Source organism: Skermanella mucosa (assembly GCF_016765655.2).
Lineage (GTDB): Bacteria > Pseudomonadota > Alphaproteobacteria > Azospirillales > Azospirillaceae > Skermanella > Skermanella mucosa.
This window is the reverse complement of the sequence record NZ_CP086106.1, coordinates 4,582,341-4,596,592: the sequence shown is the minus strand read 5'-3', so window position 1 is coordinate 4,596,592 and position 14,252 is coordinate 4,582,341. Positions and strand designations below refer to the sequence as shown.

The window sequence follows — 14,252 nt, the reverse complement described above, 5'->3', positions numbered from 1 at the left end:
TTTACATAATCAACGCCTGCTCACACCTTGGCTGTGCAAGACTTGAACATAACAGGTCGTCAGGGGAGGAACGGGACATGGGACTGCTCTCGCCCGCGGAGCGCCTGAGGCAGGCGCGCATCGAACTCCAGGACCGGGGCATCGCTTCGCCGGACCTGCTCGCCCCGGAGATCCGGCAGTCCTGGGATCGCTGCCTGGAGGCGGGGCTGGAGCCGCACCGCTCGCCCGAGCTAATCTACGCCGCCGGTACCCAGCTGGAGGAGGCGCGCGAGCGGCACGAAACGACCCGCCGGCTGGCGCTGGCCGAGATGCATAACCTCTACCACCAGATCTCCGGCTCCAACTTCATGATCGCCCTGGGCGATCCCGGCGGCATGGTGCTGGACACCATCACCGACGATACTTTCCGCACCACGGCCGACGCCAAGAACATCCGGGCCGGGGGCCTGTGGGGCGAACTGCACCAGGGCACCAACGCCCTCGGCTTGGCGGCTTCCCTGCGGGCGCCGGTGACGGTCCACGGGCCGGAGCATTTCTTCACGACGTACGGCGGGCTGACCTGCAACGCGGCGCCGATCTTCGGCCCCACCGGCGAGATCGCCGCCGTGCTGGACGCGTCGAGCGACTGCAGGTCCCGGCAGCGCCACACCATGGCGCTGGTGAAGATGTCGGTCCGCCAGATCGAGAACGGGCTGTTCCGCGAGGCCCACCGCGACCATCTCGTCCTGATCTTCCACACCAGGGCCGAGTATCTGCGCACGCTGAGCGCCGGCCTGCTGGCGGTGGACGGGGAGGGCAGGGTGCTGGCGGCCAACCGGCAGGCGCAGTTCTTCCTCCAGGGGCTGCCGGCCAGTCCCGGGCATCATTTCGCGGAGCTGTTCCGGACCGGCTTCCACCGGTTCCTGGACGAGGGGCATCGCCGGGAGCGTGTGCGGCTGGAGGACCACGAGGGCAGCAGCTACGTCGTCGCGATCGACAATCTGCGCCATGCCTGTCCGATCCACGCGCGGAAGGACCGCGGGACGCCCGATCGCCAGGTCGGCTTCATCGCCGAGGATCCCGCCGTCAAGGCGGCGCTGCGGCAGGTCTCCGGTGCCGCGGCGCGGGCGGTGCCCATCCTGATCCGGGGCGCCACGGGAACCGGCAAGGAGCTGATGGCCCGCCATGCCCATGCCGCGAGCGGTCGCACCGGCGCCTTCGTCCCGGTCAATTGCGCGGCCCTGCCGGAGAGCCTGGTCGAGGCCGAACTGTTCGGCTACGCCGACGGCGCCTTCACGGGGGCGCGCCGCGGCGGCGCCCGCGGGCTGGTCATAGAGGCGGACGGCGGGACCCTGTTCCTGGACGAGATCGGCGACATGCCGCTGCCGGTGCAGGGAAGCCTGCTGCGGCTGCTCGACGACTGGACGGTCCGCCCGGTCGGCGGCGGGGCGAGGCGGAAGGTGGATCTTCAGCTCGTCGCCGCGACCAACGTGGATCTGGGGGAGGCGGTGGGCGCCGGGCGCTTCCGGGCCGACCTGTTCTACCGGCTCAACACGGTGGAGGTGGAATTGCCGCCGCTGGCCGGAAGGTCCGATTTCGACGCGATCGCCCGCCGGCTGCTGCGGGAGATCGATCCCGGCTGCGCCATCGCCGACGCGGCGCTGGCGGCGCTGGCCGGGCGGACCTGGCCCGGCAACATCCGCGAACTGCGCGGCGTGCTGACCAGGCTCGCCATCGCGGTCGGCGACCAGGGCGTGATCGACACCTGCCATGTCGACCCTCCCCGGGCCGCTCCGGCGCCGGCATCCTCGACGCTGGAGCGGGCGGTGATCGACCGCGTGGTGGCGACCTGGGAGCAGACCGGCGGCAACGTCGCCGAAACCGCCCGCCGCCTGGGCGTCACCCGCAACACGGTCTACAAGAAGCTCCGCCAGCGTTGAGCGGGCGGCTTCAGAACGAGCCGAACATCGTGCCCAGCGCGATGATGACGATCAGCGAGGTTACCGGAATGACGACCGCGACCATCATGATGTCCACATAGGACTGGCGGTGGGTCAGCTTGCAGATCGCCAGCAGCGTGATCACGGCGCCGTTGTGGGGCAGGGCGTCGAAGCCGCCGGACGAGATCGCTGTGATCCGGTGCAGCAGTTCCGGGCTGATGCCCGCCGCCTGGCCGAGCTGGGCATAGGTGCTGCCGAGTGTCTCCAGCGCGATGCTCATGCCGCCCGAGGCGGAACCGGTGACGCCGGCCAGCACATTGACCGCGACCGCCAGCGAGATCAGCGGGTTGTCGGGCGACAGGTTGAGCACGAAGTCGCGCAGGATCGTGAAGGCCGCGAGGGACGCGATCACCGCGCCGTAGCCCACCTCCGACGCCGTGTTGAAGATCGGCAGCAGGGAGCCCATGCTGCCCTCGTTGATCGAGGTGGCGACCCGGTCGCGCAGAATCCGCCAGTTGAGCGCCACCACGGCGACGCTGCTGACGATCAGGGCGATGATGATCGCCCAGGTGCCCTGGACCTTCGCGACGGTGGTCGCGCCGTATTTCGGGTCGGCCAGGTAGCCGGTGTCCCAGGTCGGGATCAGGAAGTTCGTGAAGATGTAGTTCAGCGCGATCACCAGCACGATCGGCAGCACGGCGATCAGGATTCCGGGGGCGGCGACCTCGTCCCGGTCCAGCGCCATGGCGCCGACGGAGCGGGCGCGCGGTTCCGGGCGGGGATCGTCGGGATGGGTGCCGTACCCTTCGCCGGCGGCATGGGCGCGGTGGTGGCGCCAGCTCAGCCAGGCCGTGCCGCCGACCAGCATGATCGCGGCGGCCAGCAGGCCGAGGCCGGGGGCGGCGAAGGCGTCGGTGCCGAAATAGGGCATCGGGATCAGGTTCTGGATCGCCGGGGTGCCGGGCAGCGCCGTCATGGTGAAGGTGAAGGAGCCCAGGGCGATGGCGCCGGGGACCAGCCGCTTGGGGATCTGCGCCTCGCGGAACAGGGCCACGGCGATCGGGTAGACGGCGAAGGCCACGACGAACAGCGAGACGCCGCCATAGGTCAGGATCCCGCAGGCCAGGACCACGGCCAGGATGGAGCGTTCCGCTCCCAGCTTCTCGACGATCCAGTGGGCGATGGCCCGCGCGGACCCGCTGTCGTCCATCAGCTTGCCGAACACGGCGCCGAGCAGGAACAGCGGGAAATACGTGGTCACGAAGCGGCCCGCCGCCGTCATGAAAACCTGGGTATACGTGGCCAGAAGCGGTAGATCGCCGGCGAAAAGAACAGCCATGGCGGCAAGCAAAGGTGCAAGCACGAGAACCGTGATGCCCCTGTATGCCAGATACATAAGCAATACTAGTGACAGTATGATGCCGAAAAGACCTACCATGGAGGTTTCCTCATATGAAGGTTTTTGGCGGTTCTAACCGGTGCGTTGCAGCAAAGCAAATAACACGGAAGTTCGGCCTTTGATCATTTGGCGAGCCCTTATCCGAAGGGATTGCTTTTCAGCGCTGGCGCGGTCTCGCCGGATCGGGCGGGCCACAGTGACGATTCGGCTGCTAACATGTTGGATGGAATGGGAATAACCTTGGTGGAGGGCGGGCAGTGGCTACCGTCGATCATAGATTTCCTGTCCTGAGGCTGCTGGATATCGGCAAGCGGCAGGGAAACGTGACGATCGAAGAATTCGACAGATTGCTCCCGATCGGCAGCGTCCACACCAGCGATGCCGACGAGGTGCTCGACGCGCTTCGCAGCCGCGGTATCAGCATCGTCCTGGCACGGTCACCGGCGGCCAACGGGGACTTCAACCTGCTGAACGACGAGCAGATCATCTACCCGCGCTGACGCCGGGCATTCCGGGTGACCGGAAGGGGATCCGGAGAGTAACGGCCGTACCCCGGCCGGAGGCATGAGAGCCGGGCCGACCTCCGGTTAATCTTGGGGTGCCAACCGGAGCCGCCGCCATGTCCCTTGCCATGTCCCTTCCCCTGCGCCATGCCATCCTGTGCGCGATCCTGTTGTTGGCGCCATCCAGCGCGTCGGCTCAGGGCGTCATCCCTTACGACACATACCGCGACGCCTATGGGGCGCCGAACCATGCCGGAAACCTGACGCCCCTGCCGGACGACCGTCAGCTCCTGGGATCGTCGCTGCCGCCGGCCGACCCTTTCTCGGAGCGGGTCCGCCCAGCGCGAGGATATGGCGAGATCGCAGACATCGGCGCAAGCTACTGGGAGTGGCGGTCCGACCGTCTGCGCCAGATGCGCGATCCCCCGGGCCGGACCGATACCGTGGGTTCCGCTTCCGACAATCGCTGAAATTCCGGTCATGACCCCCCATATGGGGGGAAGCAAAAGAAACAGGCCCAAAGAAGCAGGTCATGACCCAGAACAGAAAGCCCAGGCGCACCCAGGCGCTCATCGCCCTTGCCGCCGTCCTGACGCTCGTCGCGACGTCGGTCGACGCCCGTCCCGGGCGGAGCAGCAATCTAGGCAGCCGGGGCGCCCGCACCTACGAAGCTCCCGCACCGACCAATACGGCCCCGCGCACGGCCGCCCCGATGGAGCGCTCGGCGACCGATCGCCCGACCGCGGGGCAACCCGGCGCGGCCGCCGGGCTCCAGCGTCCGGCAGCGCCCGCAAACCGCGGCTTCTTCGGCGGCCTTGCCGGCGGCCTGCTCGGTGCCGGCCTGATCGGTATGCTGCTCGGGGGCGGCTTCTTCGGCGGATTGGGCGGCTTCGCGTCGATCCTCGGCTTCCTGCTCCAGGTGGCGCTGATCGGCGGGCTGATCTGGCTGGCGATCCGCTTCTTCAGGAGCCGCAACCAGCCGGCCTATGCCGGGGCCGGGAATTCCGGAGGCCGCGGCCCGCTGGGCCAGGGGCCGTTGAACCGGAACGCGGCGCCGGGCGGATATGCCAGGACCGGGGCGGGTCTCGGCGGCGGCGGTGCTGCCCGGACGGCCAAGACGCCCAAGGGGGTCGACGGCATCGGGATCGGACCGGCCGACTACGAGGCGTTCGAGCGGTTGCTGCGCGACATCCAGACCGGCTACGGAAATGAGGACCGGGCGGCCCTGCGCTCGCTGACCACGCCGGAGATGGCCTCCTACTTCACCGAGGAGCTGGACGCCAACGCGGCGCGCGGCGTCGTCAACCGCATCGAGGATGTCCGCCTTCTCCAGGGCGACCTGTCCGAGGCGTGGCGCGAGGGAGCCGTCGACTACGCCACCGTCGCCATGCGCTACTCGCTGGTGGACTATACGGTCGATCGGGCCGGCGACTCCGTGGTCGACGGCGATCGCACCAAGCCGACCGAGGCCGTCGAGGTCTGGACCTTCCGTCGCCCGGCCGGCGGCGGCTGGGTTCTCTCGGCGATACAGCAGGCCTAAGGTCCGGCTTTCATTCGCCTTTGGGCCGCCGGTCGAAACGCCGGCGGCCTAAACCGCGTGACCCCGGGGACAAAGCGCCTTACGGTACTTGATGCCGTCCCATGGGTACACCGGACGGTCCCCGTGTATTGCGGGTCGAATCAGGAGGGAAGTCGTGAGCAAATACGAGGAGCAAGCCTACCGGGTCGGCGGTGGGAAGCCCAATCCCAACGCCAAGCCCAACGTGCCGCTTTTGAAGAGCCAGCTCGCCAGATTGAAGCACGATCTCGCACAATTCATCGCCCGCAAGCCGGACGGCTCGGTGATCGCCCCCCTGAAGGAGCGCATCCGGGAAATGGAGGCGACGATCGCCAGCGCGGAGGCCGAGAACAAGCGGGAAAGGCAGTCCGCGCGCAATCCCGACGATGACGAGGACGGCGGCGCCCGCCAGGAAATCCGGTCCACGTCGAGCCGCTTCCCGCCCCGTGGCCGGCCCGGACGCTCCGGCTACTGAAACCCGCCTGCCGAAACCCGGTATCCCGAACGAGAACGCCCGCGCGTGTGGCCACGCGCGGGCGTTCCTTTTGGGATATCCGGCAGGACGTCAGAAGGTGACGACCGAACGGATCGACTTGCCTTCGTGCATCAGGTCGAAGGTGTCGTTGATCTGCTCCAGCGGCACGACATGGGTGATCAGGTCGTCGATGTTGATCTTGCCGTCCATGTACCAGTCCACGATCTTCGGCACGTCGGTTCGTCCGCGCGCACCGCCGAAGGCGCTGCCCTTCCACACGCGGCCGGTGACCAGCTGGAACGGGCGGGTGGAAATCTCGGCGCCCGACGGGGCGACGCCGATGATGGTCGAGATGCCCCAACCCTTGTGGCAGCACTCCAGCGCCTGGCGCATCGTATTGATGTTGCCGATGCACTCGAAGCTGTAGTCGGCCCCGCCCTTGGTCAGGTTCACCAGATACGGGACGAGGTCCCCTTCGACTTCCTTCGGGTTGACGAAATGGGTCATCCCGAACTTCTCGGCCATCTCGCGGCGCGACGGGTTGATGTCGACGCCGACGATCATGTTGGCCCCGACCATGCGGGCGCCCTGGATCACGTTCAGCCCGATGCCGCCCAGGCCGAACACGACGACGTTGGCGCCGGGATGGACCTTGGCGGTCCAGATCACGGCGCCCAGGCCGGTCGTGACGCCGCAGCCGATGTAGCAGACCTTGTCGAACGGCGCGTCCTCGCGGATCTTGGCCAGCGCGATCTCGGGCGCCACGGTGTAGTTGGCGAAGGTCGAGGTGCCCATGTAGTGCCAGATCGGCTTGCCGTTCAGCGAGAACCGGCTGGTGCCGTCGGGCATCACGCCGCGGCCCTGGGTTTCACGGATCGCCTGGCACAGGTTGGTCCGCTGGCTCAGGCAGTATTCGCACTGGCGGCATTCCGGCGTGTAGAGCGGAATGACGTGGTCGCCCTTCTTCAGGCTGGTGACTCCCGGACCCACATCGACCACGATGCCGGCACCCTCGTGCCCGAGGATGCAGGGGAACTTTCCTTCGCTGTCGGCACCCGAAAGCGTGTAGGCGTCGGTGTGACAGACGCCGGTGGCTTTGATCTCGACCAGCACCTCGCCGGCCCGGGGGCCTTCAAGCTGCACTGTCTCAATGCTGAGTGGTTTGCCGGCCTCGAAGGCCACGGCAGCACGTACGTCCATTATTATATCCCTCCCAACCGAGACACTTGTTCCCTTGTGCCGCGATCGTTGACCATTCGTCCGGTGAGGTCAATCGTCCAACCGTCTAATGCCTTGATTTAGCACGTTGGTGGTAACGAATGTGATCCGCGAAAGAGGCCAGGAAGGTCTTGAGGAAGTCGATCGTGCCCTGATCGGTCAGCCTGCCTTCCGGATCGAACTTGGAATTCGCCTGTCCGATCATCACCTCGGGCCGGTTCAGCACGAATCCGTTCAGGTAGGTGAAGAACTGGCGCAGGTGGGTCTGTGCGCGGACGGTGCCGAGTACGCCGGGGCTGGCACCCATGATAGCGATCGGCTTCGCGTCGAAGGGCTGTTCCGGCGGCCGCGACGCCCAGTCTATCGCGTTCTTCAGTACCCCGGGTACCGAGTAATTGTATTCCGGCGTCGCGAACAGGATGCCGTCGGCCGCCTTCAGGGCATCGCGCAGCGCCTGGACCGGCGCCGGATACCCGTTTTCGGTCCTGGTGTCGTCGTTGTAGAGCGGAATGCCCGAGATGTCGAAGATCTCGATCGTCACGCCGGGCGGCGCCAGGTCGCGCGCGGCGCGCAGGGCGGCGGAGTTGAGCGAGCCTTTGCGCAGACTGCCGGAGATTCCGACTATGCGCAGCGGCGTCTGTTGGTCGGTCATGGAAGGGCTCCTCGCGGGGATTTCAAAGGTTCGGATCCGCCTTCGATCCGGAAATCATGGGATGGGAACGCCGCGGACCACGGAACGATCCACCGACGTTGCGAACAAGATTGCCCCAACCCTGGCGCCTTGCCAGGGGCGCCACCGTTGTAATCGGGTTCACAGCGCCGTCGGGACCGAGTGGTTAATGTGCCGTCAACAATTAGGGATCGAAGGTTGACGGGGAGATCATTCATGTCCGTTACGGAGGCCGGGCGTCACGATACGGCGCTACCGATACCGACCTCGGCCGGGCCGCTGTCGGGGTATGGGGTGGCGAAGCGCCTGTTCGACATCGTCGTCGCGGGGATCCTGCTGGGCCTGCTGGCGCCGCTGCTGGCGCTGGTCGGGCTGGCGGTGAGGCTGGAGACCCGCGGGCCGGCCCTGTTCCGGCAGCGGCGCTGCGGGGCCGGGGCAGGGACGTTCAACGCGCTGAAATTCCGCACCATGCATGCCGATGCGGAAGCCCGCCTGGACAGGCTGCTGGCGGCCGATCCGGTCCTGAGGGCGGAATACCAGCGGCATCACAAGCTGCGGGACGATCCGCGGGTGACCCGCGTGGGCCGGATCCTTCGCCGCACCAGCCTGGACGAGCTGCCGCAGCTCTGGAACGTCCTGTCCGGCGACATGAGCCTGGTGGGTCCGCGCCCCTACATGCCCCACGAGCTGGCAGGGCATCCGGGTGCCCACGCCGCCATCGCCCGCGTGAAGCCCGGGATGACCGGCCTTTGGCAGGTCTCGGGGCGGCATCGCACGACCTTCGAGGATCGTCTCCGCCTCGATCTCGCCTATGTGGAGGGGCGGTCGTTCCGGCAGGACCTGGCGATCCTGCGGCGCACGGTCATGGTGATCGTGCGGGCGGACGGCATCTGAGCGGAAAGCCCGTCGTGGGGGCACCGACACCGGGATGGGGAGAGGCGGGCTCGCCGTGACCATCAGCATCCGCCGTCGGTCCTTGCCGCAGCGTCTTGTCCCGGCCCGGAATTCTTCTTCGCAAATGCAGCATTCGACCTTGGGATCTGCAGCCTGGTCTTTTCGACGAACGAGATGTTTGTCGCGGAACCGGGATCCACTATCATATTTAGTGTCATGAGGATATCGAGAGCGGTCATCATACTGTCGTGTCTCTGCGGTGCCGCGCCGGCGGTCGCCGATCCCCTGCGCGTGGAGGAGGTGGCGGCCGGGGTTTTCGTCCATGCCGGGCTTCCGGAATATGCCGAGCGCTCGAACGGCGGCGACGTGGCCAACATGGCGTTCGTCATCGGGACCCAGTCGGTCGCGGTGATCGACACCGGCAATACGCCCGGCCTGGGCCGCGGCCTGCGCGAGGCGATCCGGCAGCGCACCGACCTGCCGATCCGGTTCGTGATCAACACCCACATGCATCCGGACCACGTGTTCGGCAACGGCGCCTTCCTCGACGACCGTCCCGACTTCGTCGCCCATGCCGATTTCCAGGGCGCCCTGATGGCCCGCGCCGACACCTACCAGCGGCGCCTGGAGGAGAGTTTCGGCGCGGAGGAGGCCGGGCGCGCAGTCCTGGTCCCTCCGACCATCACGGTCGAAGCCACCCACCGGCTCGACCTGGGCGGCCGGAGCCTGGAACTGACGGCCCACCCGACCGGCCATACCAACAACGACCTGACGGTGTTCGATACCGCGACCGGCACGCTGTTCGCGGGCGACCTGGTGTTCCAGGAACGCCTGCCCACGGTCGACGGCAGCGGGCTCGGCTGGCTTCGCGTGCTCGACGCCCTGGCCGCGCTGCCGGCGAAGCGGGTCGTGCCGGGCCATGGGCCGGCGTCGGCCCCCTGGCCGGAAGGGGCGGAAGACACCCGCCGCTATCTGACCACGCTGGTCGGGGACATCCGCGCCATCCAGAAGGACGGCGGCACCATCGACCGGGCCTCGGCCGAGGCGGCCGCGTCGGAACGGGGGCGCTGGCACCTGTTCGACGAGGACAATCCCCGGAACGCGGTGACCGTGTTCGCCGAACTGGAATGGGAATAAGAAACCTGATCGGAGGATCGCATCATGTCCGCACGAGCTTCGCGTCCGGCAACCCTGCTGGGATCGTTCCTGGCCGCCCTGCTGCTTGCCGCCCTGCTGCCGGCCGGAGACGCGGCGTCGGCCGAAACCCGGCCGAGCGACGCCAAGCCTGACGACTACGCCCGCTGGGAGAACGTCCGGGAGGTCTATTTTCCCGATCGCGAGATCGAGGACGGCAGCGCCTTCCTGACGCTGGACGCACCGTACCGGGCGCAGGACGCGGCGCTCGTCCCGGTCACCATGAAGGCCACGATCCCGGAGGACGCCGGCTGGTCGATCCGGACGCTGACCCTGCTGATCGACGGCAACCCCGTGCCGCTGGCCGGCAAGTTCCACCTGTTCGACGAACGCAAGGCGCTGGAGATCAGCACGCGGGTCCGGGTCAACGAATATACCCTGATCCATGCCGTGGCCGAGACCAGCGACGGCCGCCTGCTCAGCGCGGAGCGCTATGTCAAGGCGGCGGGGGGCTGCTCGGCTCCGGCCATGAAGGACCCGCAGCAGGCGCTGGCCCGGCTGGGCAGGATGAAGTTGAACCTGCCGCAGTCGGTCCCGGCGGACGCGCCGGTGACGGCCCAGCTCCTGGTCAGCCACCCGAACCACAGCGGCATGCAGTTCGACCAGATCTCGCGCACCTACGTGCCGCCCTATTTCATCCGGTCGATCAAGGTCAGCTATGACGGCAAGCCCGTGTTGGACGTGGAGACCGACATCTCGCTGAGCGAGGACCCGAGCCTCCACTTCACGTTCCAGCCCAAGGGGCCGGGAGAGCTGGACGTCCGGGTGACCGACAGCAAGGACCAGGTCTATACCGGGGACTGGAAGGTCACGCCGCAGCCGGCGAGTTGAGCGCCCCGCCCGCCGGCAGGCTTACTGCGGGAAGCATTCCAGGTCGGCTTCCACCTGGGCCAGGCGGAATCGCTCCTGCAGGTCCTTGACCCAGCCGACGCCGCGGAACAGCATCGCCCGCTCGCCCGGCTGGTCCTGCATCCTGCGGACGGTCTCCAGCTGTACGAAGCTGTTGTAGGGGATCGTCCGGGAGATGTGGTCGATGCTGCAGGAGCAGCGCTCCATGACCTCCTGGGTCTGCCCGTTCGTCGCCATGCAGCCGATCACGTAATCGACCCGCGCGGACGTCGGATAGTCATGGGGGTCGGAAGTGGGGCCGGCGGTGGATCCGGCGGCGGGACCGGCCGTCTGGGCGTTGGCTCCGCCGATGGAGAGTGCCGTCGCCAGCACGATGATCGCAGCCTTCATCTGAAGGTCCTCCCGTATTATTTACCTCGATTATACCAATATGGGCATCGTCGGCGCAGTCGTCCGTTCGTGATGAAACGATTTGTCCAGTGTTGATGGTCGGTGACGGAACCGATCGGGGCGGAACCCATCGGGAATCAACAATAAAACTGGAGGATGTTCATGAACGTGACGAAGGTTTCCATGATTGCCGCCGTCCTGGCGACGACCCTGGGGAGCGCATCCATCGCGGTGGCTCAGCAGAGCAATTCCAACGAAACCCTGATGCAGGAACGGCAAGGGGCCATGGGCAACCAGCAGCAGCCCCCGAAGCCCGCCGACCAGTCGGGCAACCTGTCCGGTGCCGGCAGCGCCGAAAGCGAAGCCGAGGCGGCGACCGGGGGTGGCACCGGAGGCGGCCTCCAGTTCGGTCCCAAGGATGCCGACTCCGGCTCGCTCGCCGCGCAGCGCCAGGGCGCCATCGGAACCCAGCAGCGCCCGCCGGAACCGACCCCGCAGGGAGGGGCCAAGCAGTAACCCGGAGAGCCGGCTGCGCCCCGTCGTCATCGGGGCGCACGCTCCTCCCCGGGGGGCGCCCCCTGGGGCACGATCCGGTGTTCCACCAGCCATTCCATGCCGCGCAGCCAGGCGCGGTCGTTGTCGCCCCGGATGTCGGCGGTGCCGCGGGCGACCACCTTGCCGTCGTCGAGGTCGCGCACGACGATGTCCATGCTGAGGATCAGCGTGCTGATCTTGTTGACCTTGCCGACCACCGCCACCCGGCCGCCCATGTCCCGCGCGATGTCCAGCAGGCATTGTTCGCAGGAAAGATGGTCGTCGATCCGGTCGGCCGCGGGCGCGAGGTCCAGCGGGGCGTAGAGGCCGGTCTCGGCCAGCTCGCGGCGCAACGCCTCGGTCGTCGCCCGGATCCTTTGCTCGTGGGCCGGTGACCGACCCTCGCCGCTGGTATCGACCAGTTCGATCTCGAAGACCGCGGCGGGCAGGGGAGCCGCGACGGCGGGAAAGGCTGCCGTCAGCAGTGCGATCAGCAGCGGAATCAGCCGTGGCATCGGTGTATGCTTCCTTTGAAAACGATCAAGAATGAAGAGCGACCAGAGGGAGAGACATGCGTTTCCGGAATTCCGTACAGAAGAGCCTGAAAGCCGTCCTGCTCGGGGCGAGCCTCGCCGCTATGCCGGCCGCCGCGGCGTACGCCCAGCCCCGGGTGGAGACCCCTCCCGACTGGCCGTGCGTCCAGGTCTTCGTGCCCACTCTCTCGGCCGCGACGATCTGGGCCGGCCCGCCGGTCGAGGATTACCTGAAGGCGTGGCCGGACAATCGGGAAGTCGCCTCGCTGGCGACGCGGGTCGTCTCCCGCGCGGTTCCGGACGACGAGGCCAATGCCGCCGTCGACCGGTTCGCCGAGAGCATCCAGGGCGATCGCAACGAGACGCTGACGCTTCTGTTCGCGGGTGTCTTCGACGAGGCCAACCGCCTGCGGAGTCGGGCGATCGACGCCATCCGCAAGTTCGACCGGGCACAGAAGGGCATGCTCGCCGGCATGACGAAGACGGTCGGCGAGCTGGACAGGGCCCGTGCCGCGGAGCCCCGGGACGAGGCGCGCATCCGCGAACTCGGCGATCAGCTGGCGTGGCAGCGCCGGATCATCGAGGAGCGCCAGCGCTCGCTCGGCGCCCTGTGCGAGCAGCCCGTCATCGTCGAGCGGCGGGTGGGGCAGCTCGCCCGGACCATCGCGAACCACATGGAGTGACGCCACCCTACGGGGCCTCATCGAGTTCGGGCCGGGTCGGCTGGGCCGGTTCGAGCGGCAACCCCGCCGCGGTCCAGCCACCGGCCCCCTCGGGGTAGTAGTGGACGGCATGGTAGCCGTATCCGACGGCGCGCAGCGCCGCGTTCCAGGACATCCAGCAATCCGGTTCGCAGAAGAAGACGATCGGCCGGCCGCGGTCGCCCCGGGTCAGGCGCTCCAGACTGTCCCGGAAATGCCGGTCCATGCCGTCCGGCAGGGCGCCGTACCCGACATTGGGAAGCCAGACCGCGCCGGGGATGGTCCGGCGCGCCTTGGGCATCCAAACGGCGCCGGGGGGAAGCGTGGCCGGCCGGGGCGGGGCGGGGTAGACGTCGATCAGCACGGCCTCGCCCCTGTTCGCCATCTCGCGGACCCGTTCGGTGCCGACGGTGGCCGCGCCGGGGACCGTGTCCGGGGTCGGCGCCCGGTAGTCCGACATCCTGAATTCCGCCGCGATGGCCGGCGAAGAAAGCACCGCCGCCGCGACCAGCGCGGCGGCGACGGTTCGCCTGTTCACCGGGCGACGGCGGCGGACTGGAGCTGGCCGCTCGCTGTCAGCAGAGGGACGTTGTACTGGGCCAGCACGGCGTCGATGTCGGACTGGCGCCGCTGGATGAAGTCGTTCAGCCAGTGCTTCCACTCCGGCTCTTCGATGCGGATGCCCATGGTGATCGGAAACTCCACGCGGGTCCCGCGTTCGCCGACCAGGGGCACGACCGTCAGCTTGGTCGGCTGCTGCGCCGCGAAGTAACCCGCGATCGGACCCCAGAGCACCGTCGCGTCGATCTTGCCGGACGACACGTCCTCGACCGCCCGGCGCGCCGGGTTGTCGACCCTGGTATCGACGTCGAGCTGGTAGGGCTCCAGGTTGTTGATCCGGTTCATGGTGGCGAGCGTGGCGCCCGGCGTCTGGGCGACCACGCCCATGCGCATGTCGCGCAGCGCCGGATCGTTCATCGCCGTGATCTTCGCCCCGGAATTCTCCCGGTACACCAGGGTGTAGACCGAGCGGTAATAGGGGTTGGTGTTCTGCATCAGCCCCTCGCCCGAGGCCGCGCCCATGACGATGTCGCACTTGCGCGCGCGGAGCGTGTTGCGGACGAAGCCGATGGTCTGGGGCCACCAGGTATAGACGACGGGAACGCCCAGTTCCTCGCCGATCATCGAGGCGATCTTGTTCTCGAACCCTTCCAGCTTGTCGTTGGAGAAGGGCAGGAGGTTGGGGTCGGCGCAGACCCGAAGCGCGTCGCGCTTCGGCAGTTCGACGGCCGAGGCCGTGCCGGCCGCCACCAGGGCGGCCGCGACCAGCATCGAGATTCGTGCCAGCATGTCAAATCTCCGTGACGGCAGCGTCACTTGCGGATGCGTTGCTTCCTGATAGGTCACTTCTTGAT

The 14,252-nt window shown here is 67.7% G+C and carries 17 protein-coding genes; 10 read left to right on the top strand and 7 right to left on the bottom strand.

The window, feature by feature from the left end:
* The first annotated feature begins 77 nt into the window (after positions 1-77).
* On the top strand, positions 78-1,919 hold the full coding sequence (locus JL100_RS21370; protein WP_202682694.1) for a sigma-54-dependent Fis family transcriptional regulator: 1,842 nt from the start codon (positions 78-80) through the stop codon (positions 1,917-1,919).
* 10 nt (positions 1,920-1,929) lie between these two features.
* On the opposite strand, the gene JL100_RS21365 is transcribed toward JL100_RS21370, so the two are convergent.
* Positions 1,930-3,258, bottom strand: coding sequence for a GntP family permease (locus JL100_RS21365; protein ID WP_323378275.1), 1,329 nt, complete (start codon positions 3,256-3,258; stop codon positions 1,930-1,932).
* 317 nt (positions 3,259-3,575) lie between these two features.
* Here JL100_RS21365 and JL100_RS21360 point away from each other — a divergent pair, with 317 nt between their 5' ends.
* The 4 genes from JL100_RS21360 to JL100_RS21345 all read left to right on the top strand — a co-directional run bounded on the left by JL100_RS21360 (position 3,576) and on the right by JL100_RS21345 (position 5,854).
* Positions 3,576-3,818, top strand: a complete 243-nt coding sequence (locus JL100_RS21360) for an RNA polymerase sigma factor region1.1 domain-containing protein (RefSeq protein ID WP_202682692.1) — start codon at positions 3,576-3,578, stop codon at positions 3,816-3,818.
* A 119-nt stretch (positions 3,819-3,937) separates the two neighbouring features.
* Positions 3,938-4,291 (top strand): hypothetical protein, encoded by a 354-nt coding sequence (locus JL100_RS21355; protein ID WP_202682691.1) that lies wholly within the window; start codon positions 3,938-3,940, stop codon positions 4,289-4,291.
* A 62-nt stretch (positions 4,292-4,353) separates the two neighbouring features.
* Positions 4,354-5,361 (top strand): Tim44 domain-containing protein, encoded by a 1,008-nt coding sequence (locus JL100_RS21350; protein WP_202682690.1) that lies wholly within the window; start codon positions 4,354-4,356, stop codon positions 5,359-5,361.
* 154 nt (positions 5,362-5,515) lie between these two features.
* Positions 5,516-5,854: a Gas vesicle protein V gene (locus JL100_RS21345; RefSeq protein ID WP_158046694.1), complete on the top strand. Its 339-nt coding sequence runs from the start codon at positions 5,516-5,518 to the stop codon at positions 5,852-5,854.
* A gap of 90 nt (positions 5,855-5,944) precedes the next feature.
* Here the strand turns inward: JL100_RS21345 and JL100_RS21340 are convergent, their stop codons facing one another.
* On the bottom strand, positions 5,945-7,054 hold the full coding sequence (locus JL100_RS21340; protein WP_202682689.1) for an S-(hydroxymethyl)glutathione dehydrogenase/class III alcohol dehydrogenase: 1,110 nt from the start codon (positions 7,052-7,054) through the stop codon (positions 5,945-5,947).
* A gap of 85 nt (positions 7,055-7,139) precedes the next feature.
* Positions 7,140-7,724 (bottom strand): NADPH-dependent FMN reductase, encoded by a 585-nt coding sequence (locus JL100_RS21335; protein ID WP_202682688.1) that lies wholly within the window; start codon positions 7,722-7,724, stop codon positions 7,140-7,142.
* A 234-nt stretch (positions 7,725-7,958) separates the two neighbouring features.
* On the opposite strand from JL100_RS21335, the gene JL100_RS21330 reads away from it, so the two are divergent.
* From JL100_RS21330 to JL100_RS21320, 3 genes are all read left to right on the top strand, one after another.
* On the top strand, positions 7,959-8,636 hold the full coding sequence (locus tag JL100_RS21330; protein ID WP_202682687.1) for a sugar transferase: 678 nt from the start codon (positions 7,959-7,961) through the stop codon (positions 8,634-8,636).
* A 216-nt stretch (positions 8,637-8,852) separates the two neighbouring features.
* A complete protein-coding gene (locus JL100_RS21325) occupies positions 8,853-9,773 on the top strand; it encodes a quinoprotein relay system zinc metallohydrolase 2 (protein ID WP_202682686.1) in 921 nt (306 codons plus the stop codon).
* Positions 9,774-9,797: 24 nt separating this feature from the next.
* Positions 9,798-10,661, top strand: a complete 864-nt coding sequence (locus tag JL100_RS21320) for a quinoprotein dehydrogenase-associated SoxYZ-like carrier (protein ID WP_202682685.1) — start codon at positions 9,798-9,800, stop codon at positions 10,659-10,661.
* Between the two features lie 21 nt (positions 10,662-10,682).
* Here the strand turns inward: JL100_RS21320 and JL100_RS21315 are convergent, their stop codons facing one another.
* A complete protein-coding gene (locus JL100_RS21315; protein ID WP_202682684.1) occupies positions 10,683-11,069 on the bottom strand; it encodes a hypothetical protein in 387 nt (128 codons plus the stop codon).
* Between the two features lie 162 nt (positions 11,070-11,231).
* Between JL100_RS21315 and JL100_RS21310 the strand changes: the two genes are divergently transcribed.
* On the top strand, positions 11,232-11,585 hold the full coding sequence (locus JL100_RS21310; protein ID WP_202682683.1) for a hypothetical protein: 354 nt from the start codon (positions 11,232-11,234) through the stop codon (positions 11,583-11,585).
* Between the two features lie 26 nt (positions 11,586-11,611).
* On the opposite strand, the gene JL100_RS21305 is transcribed toward JL100_RS21310, so the two are convergent.
* Positions 11,612-12,118 (bottom strand): DUF3280 domain-containing protein, encoded by a 507-nt coding sequence (locus tag JL100_RS21305; RefSeq protein ID WP_202682682.1) that lies wholly within the window; start codon positions 12,116-12,118, stop codon positions 11,612-11,614.
* Between the two features lie 56 nt (positions 12,119-12,174).
* Between JL100_RS21305 and JL100_RS21300 the strand changes: the two genes are divergently transcribed.
* Complete coding sequence (locus JL100_RS21300; RefSeq protein ID WP_202682681.1) at positions 12,175-12,819, top strand: hypothetical protein; 645 nt, start codon at positions 12,175-12,177, stop codon at positions 12,817-12,819.
* A 7-nt stretch (positions 12,820-12,826) separates the two neighbouring features.
* Here the strand turns inward: JL100_RS21300 and JL100_RS21295 are convergent, their stop codons facing one another.
* Together JL100_RS21295 and JL100_RS21290 are read right to left on the bottom strand one after the other, a co-directional pair.
* On the bottom strand, positions 12,827-13,375 hold the full coding sequence (locus tag JL100_RS21295; RefSeq protein WP_228420823.1) for a PQQ-dependent catabolism-associated CXXCW motif protein: 549 nt from the start codon (positions 13,373-13,375) through the stop codon (positions 12,827-12,829).
* Positions 13,372-14,187 carry a quinoprotein dehydrogenase-associated putative ABC transporter substrate-binding protein gene (locus JL100_RS21290; protein ID WP_202682680.1) on the bottom strand — a complete coding sequence of 272 codons (816 nt, stop codon included), beginning with the start codon at positions 14,185-14,187 and terminating at the stop codon, positions 13,372-13,374. Before JL100_RS21290 ends, JL100_RS21295 begins: the two co-directional genes overlap by 4 nt.
* Positions 14,188-14,252 lie beyond the last annotated feature (65 nt).

Excerpts from the sequence above, each read along its gene's own strand:
- JL100_RS21370 (WP_202682694.1), top strand. The coding sequence starts at position 78 with ATGGGACTGCTCTCGCCCGCGGAGCGCCTGAGGCAGGCGCGCATCGAA.
- JL100_RS21365 (WP_323378275.1), bottom strand. The coding sequence starts at position 3,258 with ATGGCTGTTCTTTTCGCCGGCGATCTACCGCTTCTGGCCACGTATACC.
- JL100_RS21355 (WP_202682691.1), top strand. The coding sequence starts at position 3,938 with ATGTCCCTTGCCATGTCCCTTCCCCTGCGCCATGCCATCCTGTGCGCG.
- JL100_RS21350 (WP_202682690.1), top strand. The coding sequence starts at position 4,354 with ATGACCCAGAACAGAAAGCCCAGGCGCACCCAGGCGCTCATCGCCCTT.
- JL100_RS21340 (WP_202682689.1), bottom strand. The coding sequence starts at position 7,054 with ATGGACGTACGTGCTGCCGTGGCCTTCGAGGCCGGCAAACCACTCAGC.
- JL100_RS21335 (WP_202682688.1), bottom strand. The coding sequence starts at position 7,724 with ATGACCGACCAACAGACGCCGCTGCGCATAGTCGGAATCTCCGGCAGT.
- JL100_RS21330 (WP_202682687.1), top strand. The coding sequence starts at position 7,959 with ATGTCCGTTACGGAGGCCGGGCGTCACGATACGGCGCTACCGATACCG.
- JL100_RS21325 (WP_202682686.1), top strand. The coding sequence starts at position 8,853 with ATGAGGATATCGAGAGCGGTCATCATACTGTCGTGTCTCTGCGGTGCC.
- JL100_RS21320 (WP_202682685.1), top strand. The coding sequence starts at position 9,798 with ATGTCCGCACGAGCTTCGCGTCCGGCAACCCTGCTGGGATCGTTCCTG.
- JL100_RS21315 (WP_202682684.1), bottom strand. The coding sequence starts at position 11,069 with ATGAAGGCTGCGATCATCGTGCTGGCGACGGCACTCTCCATCGGCGGA.
- JL100_RS21310 (WP_202682683.1), top strand. The coding sequence starts at position 11,232 with ATGAACGTGACGAAGGTTTCCATGATTGCCGCCGTCCTGGCGACGACC.
- JL100_RS21305 (WP_202682682.1), bottom strand. The coding sequence starts at position 12,118 with ATGCCACGGCTGATTCCGCTGCTGATCGCACTGCTGACGGCAGCCTTT.
- JL100_RS21300 (WP_202682681.1), top strand. The coding sequence starts at position 12,175 with ATGCGTTTCCGGAATTCCGTACAGAAGAGCCTGAAAGCCGTCCTGCTC.
- JL100_RS21290 (WP_202682680.1), bottom strand. The coding sequence starts at position 14,187 with ATGCTGGCACGAATCTCGATGCTGGTCGCGGCCGCCCTGGTGGCGGCC.